Source organism: Nocardioides eburneiflavus, from assembly GCF_004785795.1.
Taxonomy (GTDB): domain Bacteria; phylum Actinomycetota; class Actinomycetes; order Propionibacteriales; family Nocardioidaceae; genus Nocardioides; species Nocardioides eburneiflavus.
In genome coordinates, this window is record NZ_SRRO01000001.1 from 4,638,974 (window position 1) to 4,652,219 (window position 13,246).

Genomic DNA, 13,246 nt, shown 5'->3' on the forward strand with positions numbered 1-13,246 from the left:
GCTGGGGCGATGCGCGCGACCGCCCTCGCTCCCGTCTCCGTCCTGGTCTTCGTCCTGGCGCTGCTCGCCCCCTCACCGGCGGTCTCGGCGCCGTCGCCCGTGACCCGCGACCACCTGCTCACGTCCGCCGACTACCTGGTCGCCTATCCCGACATGCGTGACCCCTCGCGCATCGTGCTGCGCTCCCCGCTCTTCGCCCCGCGCGGCTGCGACGACCAGGACCTGCTGGTCCGCGGGACCAGTCGGATCCTGGGCAGCGTCTCCCCCAGCGTCCGCCGCAGGTCCGTGTCGCTCATCGACCAGAACGTCGTCCGCTTCGCCTCCGTGCGGGAGGCGAAGGACCTCCTCCAGCGCTACCGCTTCTTCAGCAAGCGATGCGTGGGTGACGTCGACACCGACGACGGGGAGGGCGGCGCCGTCCGCCTCAAGAACCGCGCCTGGTTCCCCCCGAGCGTGGGGGACCAGTCCGCGGGGATGCTGATCGGCTGGTTCCAGCGCGGCTCCGCCGACTGGCGCCGGGTGCTGGCGGTCCGCGTCGGTCGCACCGTGTCGGTCCTCGACGTGAGCTTCACCGACGTACGTCCCCCGAAGGACGACGTGGTCACGCTCGGGGAGCTGGCGGCAGAGCGCCTCGGCTGAGCCGTACGGGCATCGTTCAGGCGTGGGCGCCGGGGTGCCGGCGCCGCCGGTGCAACAGCAGCGCCACCACCATGCTGCCGCCGAGCAGGGTCCCGGGCACCGTCGCAGCGCCGGTGAGACCGGCCGGCGCCTCCACGGACGGCAGGGTGCCGATGCCGTCACCCGGCACGTCGACGACGTAGACGTCGAGGCCGCGCACGAGGTCGACCGAGTAGACCAGGTTGGTCCTCTGGGACGTGGCGACGCCCTTGCGGTTGTAGACCGGCACCCACATCGAGTCCCACACCTCCGAGGCACCCCACGTGGCGAAGCCGTGGCTGACGGGGTTCGTCGGGTCCGTGACGTCGATCAGCTGGGTGCCACCGCCGTAGAAGCCGACGGCGGCGATGCCGCTGGGGTGGAAGTCGAACCAGTGCGAGGAGCAGAAGGCGCCCACCGGCACCGGGTAGGTGCCGAGGTCGGCGAGCTCGACCTTGGCGAGCGGCACGATCGACCACTCGGAGCCGTCGAGGCGCTTGACGTGCCAGGTCTGGAACGAGCCGGCGGTCGAGCAGTCGGGGTCCTCGTAGTCCTCCTCCGTGACGAGCAGGACGTTGCCGTTGGCCAGTGACGGCGGCGCGTCGGGCCGGAAGGCCTTCGCGTTGGGCCGGAAGCTGTTGTGGTGGATGAAGTCGTTGTAGTGGTTGACGGCTCCGTCACGGGCGGAGTCGCCCGCAGCACCCGTGTCGGCGACCTCGCGGGGGTTCAGCGGGTCCCGCACGTCGAAGACGTAGGACCCACCGGCACCGGTGTGGGTCGCGAAGCCGGCCTCGTCGACGTTCCACTTGTGCCCGCCCCAGCCGACGGCGTCCGAGCGGAACGGCTGGGTGCCGGGCGTGCCGGGATCGCTGTCGACCTCGGCCGGGGCGTCGAGGTCGGTGAGGTCGAAGATCGAGAAGCTGCCCTGTCCGGCGACCTCCGAGTCGTCGCCGGCGGAGTAGGCGTAGCGGCAGTCGGTGCCGTCGATGCAGGTGACGGTGTGGGTGCTGGTCGTCGACGCGACGCGCGAACGCACGTGCGGGTCCGTGGGGTCGCTGACGTCGACGACGACCAGCTCGTAGTCGCCGGTGACCGGGTCGTTGACGTGCTCGAGGTCGTCCGGTGACGCCTGGTAGAGGTCGACCCCGATCATCGCGAAGCGGTCGGTGCGGGTGCGGGAGACCTTCCGCTCGCCGCAGTTCATGGCCTCGTTCTCGAACTGGGCGCTCGGCATCGAGCCGACCTCGCGCGGGGCGACCGGGTCGCTCACGTCGTAGACCGTGACGTCGTCGAGCCCCGACATCACGAAGTAGGGCGCGGAGTGCAGGAAGCACCCCGAGATCCCGGCGCTGCCCGGCCGCACCGCGGCGAGGCGGACGTTGGGCGAGGCGACGAACGGCACGGTGAGCCCCGCGTCGTAGGCCTCCGCCATCCGCTCGGCCCGCTCACGGTCACCGTGGGCGTGGGCGGCCGTGCTGGTCAGGACCGGGGCGAGGACGAGGACGCCGGCGACGACCGGGCGTACGAACGTGGCGGGGCGCATGCCCGTGCAACGACCCGTGAGGCGCGGGGGTTATGGCCCGGTCACCGGCCCGGGGTCAGGCTCGTCCCAGCACGTCCTCCAGCGCCGCCAGCACGAGCAGCACCGCGTCGGGACGCGCGTTGGGGCCCATCAGGCCGATGCGCCACACGCTCGTGGCGTACGCCCCGGCGCCGGCGCCGATCTCGATGCCGTGCGTCTCGAGGAGCTCCTTGCGGACCACTGCCGAGTCGACGCCGTCGGGGACCTTGACGGTGGTGAGCTCCGGCAGGCGGCTGCCCGCGGCGGCGAACAGCTCGAGGCCCAGCTCCTCCAGCCCGGCCTGCAGTGCGTCGCCGGCCGACTGGTGGCGCTCGCGCACCGCGTCGAGGCCCTCCTCGAGGATGCGGGTCAGCCCGGCGTGGAGGCTGGCGACCATGGCCGTCGGCGCGGTGTGGTGGTAGGTCCGCTGGCCGCCCCTGACGCCCGCCTCGCCGACGTAGCCGCCGAGCATGCCGAGGTCGAGGTACCACGATCGCGGCTTCTCGACCCGGCGGTCGAAGGCGCGGTCGCTGATGGTGAAGGGCGCGAGGCCGGGGGCGACGCCGAGGCACTTCTGCGTGCCGGCGTAGCCGATGTCGACGCCCCAGTCGTCGGCGCGCAGCTCGATGCCGCCGATGGACGTGACCGCGTCGACGAGCAGCAGCGCGTCGCTCCCCCGGGACCGGATCCCGGCACCGAGGGCCGCGATGTCGGAGCGTACGCCCGTGGACGTCTCCGCGTGGACCGCCGCGACGATCGCCGGCGAGGGGTGGGCGGACAGCACGCGGTCGACGTCGACCGGCTGCCCCCAGTCGTGCTCGACCGCGACGACCTCGGCCCCGCAGCGGGCGGCGACGTCGGTCATCCGCTGGCCGAAGAGCCCGTTGACCGCGACCACGACGACGTCGCCGGGGTGCACCGTGTTGACGAACGCCGCCTCCATGCCGGCGGAGCCGGTGGCGCTGAGCGGGAGCGTACGGGCGTTGTCGGTCCCCCAGACGGTGCGCAGCATGTCGCACGTCTCGTCCATGATCCGGAGGAACTCCGGGTCGAGGTGGCCGAGGAGGGGCTCGGCCAGGGCGCGGGTGGCCTCCGGGTAGGGGTTGGAGGGACCGGGACCGAAGAGGTGGCGCTCGCGGATCATGGGAGCGAACCTAGCGGGGTCGTCACAGCACCGCTCCCGGGTTGAGGATGCCCAGCGGGTCGAGCGCGTCCTTGATCCGCCGGGTCAGCGCCATCACGTCGTCGCCGAGCTGCTCGGGCAGCGCCACCTTCTTCGCACGGCCCACGCCGTGCTCGCCGGTGATGGTGCCGCCGAGCCGGATCGCGGCGCGCAGGATGTCGTCGAACGCCGCCCGCGCGCGACGCTCCGAGTCGGGGTCGGCGGCGTCGTAGACGATGATCGGGTGGGTGTTGCCGTCCCCGGCGTGGGCGACGGTGGGGATCTCCACGTCGTGGCGTGCGGCCACCTCCGCGACCGCGGCGAGCAGGTCAGGGAGCAGCGGCACGGGCGCCCCGACGTCCTCGAGCAGCAGGGCGCCGCGCGCCTCCACCGCGGGGAACGCCGCCCGCCGGGCCGCGACGAACATCTCGCCCTCCTCCGGGTCGTCGGTGACCACGACCTCGGTGGCGCCGGCGGCCGTGCAGGCCGCCTCGACCGTCGCGATCTCGGCCACCCGGGCATCGCCGGGGGCGTCGGACTGCACCACCAGCAGCGCCCCCGCGGCGCGGTCGAGGCCCCGCGGCGAGTGGTCCTCGACGGCGTTGATGGAGGCCTGGTCCATCAGCTCCATCATCGAGGGCCGCAGCGTGCGGCGTACGGCGACGACCGCCTGTGCGGCGTCGGCCACGGAGGCGAAGGACGCCACGAGGGTGGCTGCCGGGAGCGGCAGCGGGACGAGGCGCAGGATGGCGCGGGTGACGATGCCGAGGGTCCCCTCTGAGCCGACGAAGAGCTTGACCAGCGACAGGCCGGCGACGTCCTTGATCCGCATGCCACCGAGGGTCACGAGGGTGCCGTCCGCGAGGACGACGTCGAGGCCGAGGACGTAGTCGGTGGTCACGCCGTACTTCACGCAGCACAGGCCGCCGGCGTTGGTCGCGACGTTGCCCCCGATGGAGCAGATCTCGAACGACGAGGGGTCCGGCGGGTACCACAGGCCGTGCTCGCGGGAGGCGGCCTTCACCTCGGCGTTGAACGCGCCGGGCTCCACGACCGCGACCTGGCAGTCGGGGTCGATCTCGATCGCCCGCATCCGCTCGAGGCTCAGCACGATCCCGCCGTCGACCGCGCTGGCGCCGCCGGACAGCCCCGAGCCCGCTCCTCGCGGGACGACCGGCACCCGGTGCTTCGCCGCCCACCTGACGGCCACCTGCACCTGGTCGGCATCCTCGGCGCGGACGACCGCGACCGGGGTGCCCGCGCCGGTGTCCCGCGACCAGTCGTGGCGGTAGCCCTCGGTCGTGGCCGGGTCGGTGGCGACGACGCCGGGTGGCAGGGAGTCGACGAGCTCCGCGAGGGCTTCCATCCCGCCATCGTGGCACGGCCGGGACAGCCGGACGGCGGGGCTCGACGGCGGGGCTCGACGGCGCCCGGTACGGGCTGTCACGCTCGTCGGGTGAGCGAAACGATCGAGGAGGCGACCCAGGGGCCCAGCGAGCACGAGCGCGAGAAGGCCCGCGTCGCGGGCATCTTCGACCGCGCCTCCGCGACCTACGACCAGGTGGGCGTGGACTTCTTCGCGACGGTCGCGGCCGAGCTGGTGAGGCGTACGGACCCGCGTCCCGGCGAGGCGGTCCTCGAGCTCGGGAGCGGCCGGGGGGCCTCCGCGCTGCCTGCCGCGCACGCCGTGGGTCCGACCGGCCACGTGCTCGCGACGGACCTCGCCCCCGGGATGCTCACCGCGCTGGACGCCCTGGCCGCGGACCTGCCGTGGCTCGAGGTGCGCGCCGGCGACGCCGAGTGTCCGCCCCCCGGACCGTGGGACGTGGTGCAGGCCGGCCTCGTGCTGTTCTTCCTCCCCGACCTGCACGGCACGTTCGACCGGGTGCGCGAGGTGCTCCGCCCGGCGGGGCGCTTCGGCTTCACCTGGTTCGGCGACAGCGACGACTCGTGGGACGAGGTCACCGACCGACTCCAGGCGCTCGCCCCCGCGTCGCCGACGACGGCCCCCGGCGTCGAGGATGACGAGGACGGCGAGGACGACCGGCCCGGACCGTTCTCGTCGGTGGAGGCCATGCACGCCGTCCTCCTCGACCACGGTTTCACCGCCCCGACGACCTCCACGGTGCGCATCCGGGTCGACTACGCCGACGTCGAGCAGTGGTGGGCCTGGATCTGGTCCGCCGGGCTGCGGGCCCTGCTCGAGCGGCTCGAGTCGCGCGGGCTGCTCGACCGGGCACGGTCCGACGTCGATCCCGAGCTCCGACGCCGCGCGGCGGACGGGACGCTGACGTGGTGGACCGACATCCGGTGCACCGTGGCGACCCGACCGGCCGGCTCATGACTCCGGGGGGCGTCCGTCCACGACCCCCGCGGCCGCGCTCCCGATCGCTGCCTCGTCGGCATGGGCGATCTGCGCCAGGGAACGCCAGACCACCGCCAGGGTGACGCCTGACCCGACGAAGGCGAACCACCAGGGCGCCGTGAGCCCCCACACCTGCGCGATGACGCCGCCGAGCAGCGAGCCGGCCAGCATGCCGCCCATGACGCAGATCATGTAGACCGAGCCGACGCGCCCCTGCAGCTCGCTCGGGACCGCGCGCTGACGGACCGCCTGCGACAGCGTGCCCCACACGAAGGCGTACGCGCCGAAGAAGAACATCAGCGGGTACGCCGCCCACGCCGAGGTCGTCAGTGCCATGGCGAGGTGGAACAGCACCTCGGCCAGGAGCACCGTCCGCATCAGGGTGGCGAGCGGCACCAGCCGCTCGAGACGACCGTAGGAGGACGTGGCCAGCAGCCCGCCCAGCGCGGCGGCCGTGGTCAGCAACCCGAAGCCCGCCTCGTCGATGCCGACGCGCTCGAGCGCCCACAGGACCAGCACCGACCACGGTGCCGCCCAGGTGACGTTGAAGACCACGATGATGATGGCCAGGGTGCGCACCGGCGGGTTGCCCATCAGCCACCTGACCCCGTCGACGATGTCCTGCCGGATGTGGGTGTCCACGTCGGCGCGGACGGCGCCCGGCGGCGTACCGATCCGGGACACCAGCACCACCCCGACGCCGATGCAGACGACGGTGAGGGCGAAGGGCCACACCATGCCCGCCGAGAACAGCAGTGCACCGACCGCGGGCCCGACGAGCTGGTTGCCGGTGATCATGCCGGTCATCAGCCGGGCGTTGGCGATGCCCAGGTCACGCTTGTCGACCAGCATCGGGGTCAGCGTGCCGGCGGTGGCGTCGACGAAGGTCTCCGCCGTCCCCAGTGCCACCATCGACACGAGCACGACGGCGATGTTCACGTCCCCGGTGACGATCGTGCCGCACAGGCCGGCGAGCACCAGGCCGCGCACGGCGTTGGCGGTCATCATCACGACGCGTCGGTCGAGGCGGTCGGCCAGGGCCCCGGCGAGCAGCCCGACGACGAGCCACGGCGCGGTCAGGGCCAGCATGGCCGCCGAGACCAGGACCGGGTTGCGGGTCTGGGAGGCCACGAGCAGCGGCCCCGCCGCGATGAGCATCCCGTCGCCGAGGTTGGTCACCCACGACGACCCGACCAGCCAGCGGAAGCCGGTGCCGAGCCGGGCGGGGAAGACGGTCTCGACGAGGCGGCTCGTCCTGAGGAGGCCGCCCCGCGGCCGTCTCGAAGGGGTCACAAGCACCTGAGCGTACGCATGCCGCGCGGGGGACCGCACCGCGATATCGGGTCGGGCCGGGGTGCGGGGCCCGGGTCCGGGCTCAGACGGGCTGGAGGTCCTCGACCGTCAGCTGCTCGTCGCGGGCCGCGGCGGCGAGCCGGTCGTTGTCGGCCTGCAGGCGCAGGACCAGCGCCTCGAGGTCTTCGACACGACGCCGGAGCCGCCGGTTCTCGACGGCGAGGGCCGTCGTGGTCCGTGCATCGCTGTTCAGATGACCCAACAGCGCCTTGGCCATGGGGAACCTTTCGAGAAAGTGTGGATCGACCGGCCGGCGAACCAGCCGTCTACAAGAGTCCCACCGCGTCGGGCCGCGGTCAATGCGGGGCGCGGGTCAGCGTGCACGGGGAGGACGCTGGCAGCGCGGGCAGAAGTAGGACGAGCGGTTCATGAAGGCGACCCGACGGATCGGGGTGCCGCAGCGGCGGCACGGCTCGCCCTCCTGTCCGTACGCGTCGAGCGAGCGGTCGAAGTAGCCGGACTCGCCGTTGACGTTGACGTAGAGCGCGTCGAAGGACGTCCCGCCCTGGGCCAACGCCTCGCCCATGACGTCACGGACGTGACCGAGCAGCCCGCGCAGGACGGGGCCGGTGAGCCGGTCCCCCGGTCGCTCGCCGTGCAGCCGCGCACGCCAGAGGGCCTCGTCGGCGTAGATGTTGCCGACGCCGGAGATGAGCCCCTGGTCGAGCAGGAGCCGCTTGATCGCGGACGTACGCCGCCGCGCGCGCCGCACGAACTCGTCGTCGTCGAAGTCCGGGTCGATCGGGTCACGGGCGATGTGCGCGATCTCGGTCGGCAGGTCGGCTCCGCCGGCCGAGACGACCAGGCCGCCGAACATCCGCTGGTCGACGAACCGCATCTCCAGGGCGGTGCCGTCGGGGGTGCGCAGGGTGAACCGCACGCGCAGGTGCCGCTCGTCGGCGGCGCCGGGCGCGTGGAGGAGCATCTGGCCGCTCATCCCGAGGTGGCCGAGGAGGGCGTCGCCGCTCCCGAGCGGGAGCCAGAAGTACTTGCCGCGGCGGCGGACGGCGACGATGCGGTGCCCGACGAGCGCGGCGACGAAGCCGGTCGAGCCGCGGTGGTCGCGGCGTACGGGTCGGGGGTGCAGCACGTCGACCGACTCGATGGTGCTGTCGACGACGTGGCGCTCGAGGCCGGCGCGGACGACCTCGACCTCGGGGAGCTCGGGCACGGGTCAGGCGTCGGCCGCGGCCTGCTCGGCAGCGGGTAGCGCGGCCTTGATCTCGCGGTAGGCGGTCTCGGCGGCGCCCTGCTCGGCCTCCTTCTTGGAGCGGCCGGTGCCGTTGCCGAGGAGCTGCTCGCCGACGCGGACGCGTGCGACGAAGGTCTTCATGTGGTCGGGGCCGTCGTCCTCGATGAGGTACTCGGGGACACCCATGCCGAGGTCGGCGGAGAGCTCCTGGAGGGAGGTCTTCCAGTCGAGACCCGCACCCATGGACGCGGCGGCCTCCATCACCGGGTCGAAGAGCCGGTGGACCACCTTGGCGGCCTCGTCGATGCCGCCGCTGAGGTGGATGGCGCCGATGACCGCCTCGACGGTGTCGGAGAGGATCGAGGCCTTGTCGCGGCCACCGGTCGTCTCCTCGCCGCGGCCCAGCATGATGTGCTGGCCGAGCCCGATCTCGCGGGCCACGTCGGCCAGGGCGCGGGCGTTGACGACCGCGGCCCGCAGCTTGGCCAGCCGGCCCTCGGAGAAGTCCGGATGGGCGCGGTAGAGCGTCTCGGTGACCACGACCCCGAGCACCGAGTCCCCGAGGAACTCCAGGCGCTCGTTGGTCGGGATCTGCCCGTTCTCGTAGGCGAACGAGCGGTGCGTCAGGGCACGCTGCAGCAGCTCGGGATCCAGGACCGGATCACCGAGCGCTGCGCGGAGCTCGTCGGTGGTCAGAGGACCTGGCGACGGTCGGCCTTGGCGCCGTACTGGCCGCACTGGCCGCACGCACGGTGCGGGAGGTGCTTGGAGCCGCAGGCGGGGTTGGCGCACGTCACGAGGGTCGGCGCGACGGCCTTCCACTGCGAACGGCGGTGGCGCGTGTTGCTGCGCGACATCTTCCGCTTGGGAACAGCCATGGTTGTCTCCTGTTGCTTGCTCCACCGGGGGCTCCCGGCGAGGTGGTCAGTCGTGTGGGTCCTGCTTGGTGTCTGCCTGCAGCTGCTGGAGTCCTGCCCAGCGCGGGTCGATCGGCGCGTCGTGCGAGTGGTCCGGGTCGTCCGCGAGCCGCGCACCGCACTCGGTGCACAATCCCGGGCAATCGTCCATGCACAGCGGCTGGAACGGCAGTGCGAGCACCACCGCGTCCCGCAGCAGGGGCTCGAGGTCGAGCAGGTCGTCCTCGAGCCGGCTGGTCTCGTCGTCGAGGTCGCGGTCGTCGTGCTCCGCGGCCCTGTCGTGCTGGTCGGGGTAGACGTAGAGCTCCTGGAGCGTGACGTGGACCTCGTCCTCGATCGGCTCCAGGCACCGTACGCACTCCCCCGCGAGCCCGGCCGTGGCCGTGCCCGTGAGCAGCACTCCCTCCATGACCGCCTCGAGCCGCAGGTCGAGCTCGACCGGCGATCCCTCGGGGACACTGAGGACTTCGATGCCAAGTTCTGCTGGTGCCGGAACGGAGAGCTCGAGCTCACGCTGGGACCCCGGGCGGCGGCCGAGCTCGCGGGTATCAAGCACGAGCGGCGCCCTCGGGTCCAGGCTGTTCACTGCGAACTCCCACATCTGGACACCAACACAACCTCGGAATCGTATCCGCCGCCCGGGCACAGGGGCAAAACGAGTGACGGGCGGGACCGCCCGGACATCAGGACGAGCGCTCCGCCAGCCGCGCCACGAGCTGCCCGCGGACCGCCTCGGGGACCAGCCCGCGTACGTCGCCGCCGAGGGCCGCGACCTCCTTGATCAGGCTGGAGGACACGAAGGCGTTGCCGACGGCACCGGGGAGGAACACGGTCTCGACGTCGGTGAGGTGGGAGTTCATCTGCGCCATCGGGAGCTCGTACTCGTAGTCGCCGGCCCCGCGCAGCCCCTTGACGATGGCCACGGCCTCGATCTGGCGGCAGAACTCGACGATCAGGCCGTCGAAGCCGGAGACGCGCACGTTGGCGAGGTCGCCCGTGGCCTCCTCGAGCATCGCGATGCGCTCGTCGGGGGTGAAGAGCCGGTTCTTGCTCATGTTGACGCCGACGGCGACGACGACCTCGTCGAAGAGCTTGGCGGCCCGGCCGACGATGTCGAGGTGGCCGTTGGTCACCGGGTCGAACGACCCGGGGCAGACAGCGCGACGCACGCTGGACTCCCTTCGATCAGGGGCTCCCGAGGGTGGAGGTTCAGGGTGCCGGGGTGGCGTGACCGTACCAAAGGGCAGTCTCGCCGTAGCGCTTCGTGCGGTCCTCCTCGATGCCGCCCGGCCAGGTGACGACAGTTCTCTTGGCGGCGCGCTCGACCACCACGAGTGCTCCCGGGACCAGCCACCCATGGGCGACCAGGGCGCCGAGGTCGGCGTCGACGTCCGCGTCGGACATCGGGTAGGGCGGGTCGGAGAAGACGACGTCGTAGGGCGCCGCGGGAGGCGATGCGAGGAAGGCGGCCACGGAGGCGGCCACGACTCGGGCGCGCGAGAAGCCCAGTGCCGCGGCGTTGCGGGAGATGAGCGCAGCCGTACGCCGGTCCTGCTCGACCATCGTCACCACGCCCGCGCCCCGTGACCACGCCTCCAGGCCGACCGCGCCCGAGCCGGCGTACAGGTCGAGGAACCGCAGCCCGTCGAGCGAGCCCGTGCGCGACTCGATCGCCGAGAAGAGCGCCTCTCGCACACGGTCGCTCGTCGGCCGGGTCGTCTGGCCGCGCGGCGTCTCCAGCCGACGCCCGCCGGCCGTTCCCCCGATGATCCGCGTCATGTCCCCGTGCTCAGCCCTTCTCCGTGCCCGTCTCTTCTCAGCCCTTGTCCAGGTAGGCCGACGCCGCCGAGCGCTCGACCTCGGCGACGGCTGCGGCGAGGTCGGGCGCCTGGGCGAGCGCAGGATCCTCGGAGAGTAGCGCCTCGGCGGCCTCACGGGCACGGACGATCGTCTTCTCGTCGCGCAATACCCGAAGTGTGACGAGCCCCGACCGGAACCCCGACTGGCTGGCGCCGAGCACGTCGCCCTCGCGTCGCTGCTCGAGGTCGACGCGGCTCAGCTCGAAGCCGTCGGTGGTCGCGGCGACCGCGTCGAGCCGGTCGCGCGCCGGGGAGCCGAGCTCCGCGTGGGAGACCAGCAGGCACAGGCCGGGGAGCCCGCCACGGCCCACACGACCGCGCAGCTGGTGGAGCTGGGAGACTCCGAACCGGTCCGCGTCGAGCAGCACCATCGTGGTCGCGTTGTGCACGTCGACACCGACCTCGATGACGGTGGTGGCGACGAGCACGTCGATGTCGCCCCCGGCGAAGGCCCGCATCGTGCGGTCCTTGTCGTCGGGCGGCATCCGGCCGTGCAGCACGGCGGTGCGCAGCCCGGCGAGCGGACCCGACGAGAGCTCGGCGTGGACCTCCTCGACCGCAGCGAGGGACCGCCTGGGCGCGATCTCCCTGCCCTCGTCGTCGAGGTCGAGCTGGTCGCTCTCGCCCTCCTCCTGCGCGTCGCCGGAGATGCGGGGGCACACGACGTAGACCTGGTGTCCCTTCGCGACCTCCTCGCGAACCCGCTGCCACACCCGGTCGATCCAGGTCGGCTGGTCGGCGAGAGGGACGACGTTGGTCTGGATCGGCGCCCGACCGGCCGGGAGCTCGGCGAGCACGGACGTCTCGAGGTCGCCGAAGACGGTCATCGCGACCGTGCGCGGGATCGGGGTCGCGGTCATCACGAGGACGTGCGGCGGGCTGCCGGCCTTGTCGGTCAGGGCAGCGCGCTGCTCCACGCCGAAGCGGTGCTGCTCGTCGACGACGACGAGCCCGAGGTCGGCGAGCTCGACCCTGTCCTCGAGCAGCGCGTGGGTGCCGACGACGATGCCGGCCTCGCCGGTGACGAGCCGGAGCATCGCCTCCTGGCGGGCGGCCTTGCCCATCGACCCGGTCAGGAGCACGACCTGGGTCGCGTGCGCGTCGCCACCGAGCATGCCGCCCTGCGCGAGGTCGCCCAGCATCGCGGAGATGGACCGGTGGTGCTGCTGGGCGAGGACCTCGGTGGGGGCGAGCAGCGCGGCCTGGCCCCCGGCGTCGACCACCTGGAGCATGGCCCGCAGGGCGACGAGGGTCTTGCCGGAGCCGACCTCGCCCTGGAGGAGGCGGTTCATCGGGTGGTCGCGGCCGAGCTCGTCGGCGACCAGGTCGCCGATCTCGCGCTGGCCGCGGGTGAGCTCGAACGGCAGCCGCGCGTCGAACGCCGCGAGCAGGCCGTCGTCGCGGCGTACGCGCGCCCGGGCGCCCTGGGCACGGTGGGCGGCGCGACGGCGGGCGAGCACCAGCTGCAGCACCAGCGCCTCCTCGAACCGGAAGCGCTTCTGCGCCGCGCCGAGCTGGCTCCACTCGTCGGGGGCGTGGATCCAGCGCAGCGCCTGCATGACGTCGAGCACCTCGAACCGCTCCCGGAGCTCGGGGGTGAGGACGTCAGGTACCCCGGTGACCAGCTCGAGGGCGGCGGTGACGACCTTCTGGATGTCCCAGGTGTAGAGCTTCGCGGTGAGCGGGTAGACCGGCATGAGCTTGCTGAGCGTGGCGGCCTCCGGGCCGTCGAGCGCGAACCCGTGGGGCTGCTCGAGCTGCCAGCTGCCCCGGAACTGCTTGGCCTTGCCCGTGAAGATGGCGCGGCAGCCCGGCCGGAACTCGGCCTCGTGCTTGTCGGCGAGGCTCTGGTAGGGGCTGAACAGGGTGACGGAGAAGTCGGGTCCGTCGGTGCGCAGCCGCACGGTCGTGCGGAACTGGCGGCGGTTGCCGCTGAAGAAGGAGGCGCTCTCGCACGAGCGCACCTCGCCGACGATCGTCAGCTGCTCCCCCACGGTCGGCGTGGCGACCTCGGACAGCTCGGTGGCGGCGACGTAGCGACGCGGGAAGTGGCGCAGCAGGTCGCCGACGGTGGCCAGACCGAGGCCATCCTCGGCGAGCTTGCGCTTCTTGTGGTGGTTGCCGAAGACCGCCCCGATCGGGCTGTCCGGCGTGATCGCGACCATGGTGACTTCCTAGCC

At 72.7% G+C, this 13,246-nt stretch carries 14 protein-coding genes; 2 read left to right on the forward strand and 12 right to left on the reverse strand.

What is annotated here, in order from left to right:
• Positions 1–9: 9 nt before the first annotated feature.
• Entirely contained in the window at positions 10–639 is a 630-nt protein-coding gene (locus tag EXE59_RS21805; RefSeq protein ID WP_135840776.1) for a sensor domain-containing protein, read from the forward strand.
• Between the two features lie 16 nt (positions 640–655).
• Here the strand turns inward: EXE59_RS21805 and EXE59_RS21810 are convergent, their stop codons facing one another.
• From EXE59_RS21810 to EXE59_RS21820, 3 genes are read right to left on the reverse strand one after another with little or no spacing between them, the layout of a single operon-like run.
• Positions 656–2,200, reverse strand: a complete 1,545-nt coding sequence (locus EXE59_RS21810; RefSeq protein ID WP_135840777.1) for an LVIVD repeat-containing protein — start codon at positions 2,198–2,200, stop codon at positions 656–658.
• 55 nt (positions 2,201–2,255) lie between these two features.
• Complete coding sequence (locus EXE59_RS21815) at positions 2,256–3,362, reverse strand: pyridoxal-phosphate-dependent aminotransferase family protein (protein ID WP_135840778.1); 1,107 nt, start codon at positions 3,360–3,362, stop codon at positions 2,256–2,258.
• Between the two features lie 22 nt (positions 3,363–3,384).
• Positions 3,385–4,746 (reverse strand): FAD-binding oxidoreductase, encoded by a 1,362-nt coding sequence (locus EXE59_RS21820; protein WP_135840779.1) that lies wholly within the window; start codon positions 4,744–4,746, stop codon positions 3,385–3,387.
• Positions 4,747–4,836: 90 nt separating this feature from the next.
• On the opposite strand from EXE59_RS21820, the gene EXE59_RS21825 reads away from it, so the two are divergent.
• Entirely contained in the window at positions 4,837–5,724 is an 888-nt protein-coding gene (locus tag EXE59_RS21825; protein WP_210429097.1) for a class I SAM-dependent methyltransferase, read from the forward strand.
• Here EXE59_RS21825 and EXE59_RS21830 read toward each other — a convergent pair.
• The 9 genes from EXE59_RS21830 to EXE59_RS21870 all read right to left on the reverse strand — a co-directional run bounded on the left by EXE59_RS21830 (position 5,719) and on the right by EXE59_RS21870 (position 13,231).
• Positions 5,719–7,038: an MFS transporter gene (locus EXE59_RS21830; protein WP_135841468.1), complete on the reverse strand. Its 1,320-nt coding sequence runs from the start codon at positions 7,036–7,038 to the stop codon at positions 5,719–5,721. The two genes, EXE59_RS21825 and EXE59_RS21830, sit on opposite strands and share 6 nt — an antisense overlap.
• 82 nt (positions 7,039–7,120) lie before the next feature.
• Positions 7,121–7,315, reverse strand: coding sequence for a hypothetical protein (locus tag EXE59_RS21835; RefSeq protein WP_135840781.1), 195 nt, complete (start codon positions 7,313–7,315; stop codon positions 7,121–7,123).
• A gap of 96 nt (positions 7,316–7,411) precedes the next feature.
• Positions 7,412–8,269 (reverse strand): bifunctional DNA-formamidopyrimidine glycosylase/DNA-(apurinic or apyrimidinic site) lyase, encoded by an 858-nt coding sequence (gene mutM, locus EXE59_RS21840; protein ID WP_135840782.1) that lies wholly within the window; start codon positions 8,267–8,269, stop codon positions 7,412–7,414.
• Between the two features lie 3 nt (positions 8,270–8,272).
• Positions 8,273–9,028, reverse strand: a complete 756-nt coding sequence (rnc, locus tag EXE59_RS21845; RefSeq protein ID WP_135840783.1) for a ribonuclease III — start codon at positions 9,026–9,028, stop codon at positions 8,273–8,275.
• Positions 8,983–9,168, reverse strand: a complete 186-nt coding sequence (gene rpmF / locus EXE59_RS21850; RefSeq protein ID WP_129454709.1) for a 50S ribosomal protein L32 — start codon at positions 9,166–9,168, stop codon at positions 8,983–8,985. Before rpmF ends, rnc begins: the two co-directional genes overlap by 46 nt.
• Before the next feature lie 46 nt (positions 9,169–9,214).
• On the reverse strand, positions 9,215–9,793 hold the full coding sequence (locus EXE59_RS21855; protein WP_246056987.1) for a YceD family protein: 579 nt from the start codon (positions 9,791–9,793) through the stop codon (positions 9,215–9,217).
• Positions 9,794–9,890: 97 nt separating this feature from the next.
• Complete coding sequence (gene coaD, locus EXE59_RS21860; protein ID WP_135840785.1) at positions 9,891–10,376, reverse strand: pantetheine-phosphate adenylyltransferase; 486 nt, start codon at positions 10,374–10,376, stop codon at positions 9,891–9,893.
• A 40-nt stretch (positions 10,377–10,416) separates the two neighbouring features.
• Positions 10,417–10,986, reverse strand: coding sequence for a 16S rRNA (guanine(966)-N(2))-methyltransferase RsmD (gene rsmD / locus EXE59_RS21865; RefSeq protein WP_135840786.1), 570 nt, complete (start codon positions 10,984–10,986; stop codon positions 10,417–10,419).
• Positions 10,987–11,023: 37 nt separating this feature from the next.
• Positions 11,024–13,231: an ATP-dependent DNA helicase RecG gene (locus EXE59_RS21870; protein ID WP_135840787.1), complete on the reverse strand. Its 2,208-nt coding sequence runs from the start codon at positions 13,229–13,231 to the stop codon at positions 11,024–11,026.
• Between the last annotated feature and the right edge of the window lie 15 nt (positions 13,232–13,246).

What these genes read in the sequence shown, in the direction of transcription:
- EXE59_RS21805 (WP_135840776.1), top strand. Translation starts at nt 10, where the DNA reads ATGCGCGCGACCGCCCTCGCTCCCGTCTCCGTCCTGGTCTTCGTCCTG.
- EXE59_RS21810 (WP_135840777.1), bottom strand. Translation starts at nt 2,200, where the DNA reads ATGCGCCCCGCCACGTTCGTACGCCCGGTCGTCGCCGGCGTCCTCGTC.
- EXE59_RS21815 (WP_135840778.1), bottom strand. Translation starts at nt 3,362, where the DNA reads ATGATCCGCGAGCGCCACCTCTTCGGTCCCGGTCCCTCCAACCCCTAC.
- EXE59_RS21820 (WP_135840779.1), bottom strand. Translation starts at nt 4,746, where the DNA reads ATGGAAGCCCTCGCGGAGCTCGTCGACTCCCTGCCACCCGGCGTCGTC.
- EXE59_RS21835 (WP_135840781.1), bottom strand. Translation starts at nt 7,315, where the DNA reads ATGGCCAAGGCGCTGTTGGGTCATCTGAACAGCGATGCACGGACCACG.
- rpmF (WP_129454709.1), bottom strand. Translation starts at nt 9,168, where the DNA reads ATGGCTGTTCCCAAGCGGAAGATGTCGCGCAGCAACACGCGCCACCGC.
- rsmD (WP_135840786.1), bottom strand. Translation starts at nt 10,986, where the DNA reads ATGACGCGGATCATCGGGGGAACGGCCGGCGGGCGTCGGCTGGAGACG.
- EXE59_RS21870 (WP_135840787.1), bottom strand. Translation starts at nt 13,231, where the DNA reads ATGGTCGCGATCACGCCGGACAGCCCGATCGGGGCGGTCTTCGGCAAC.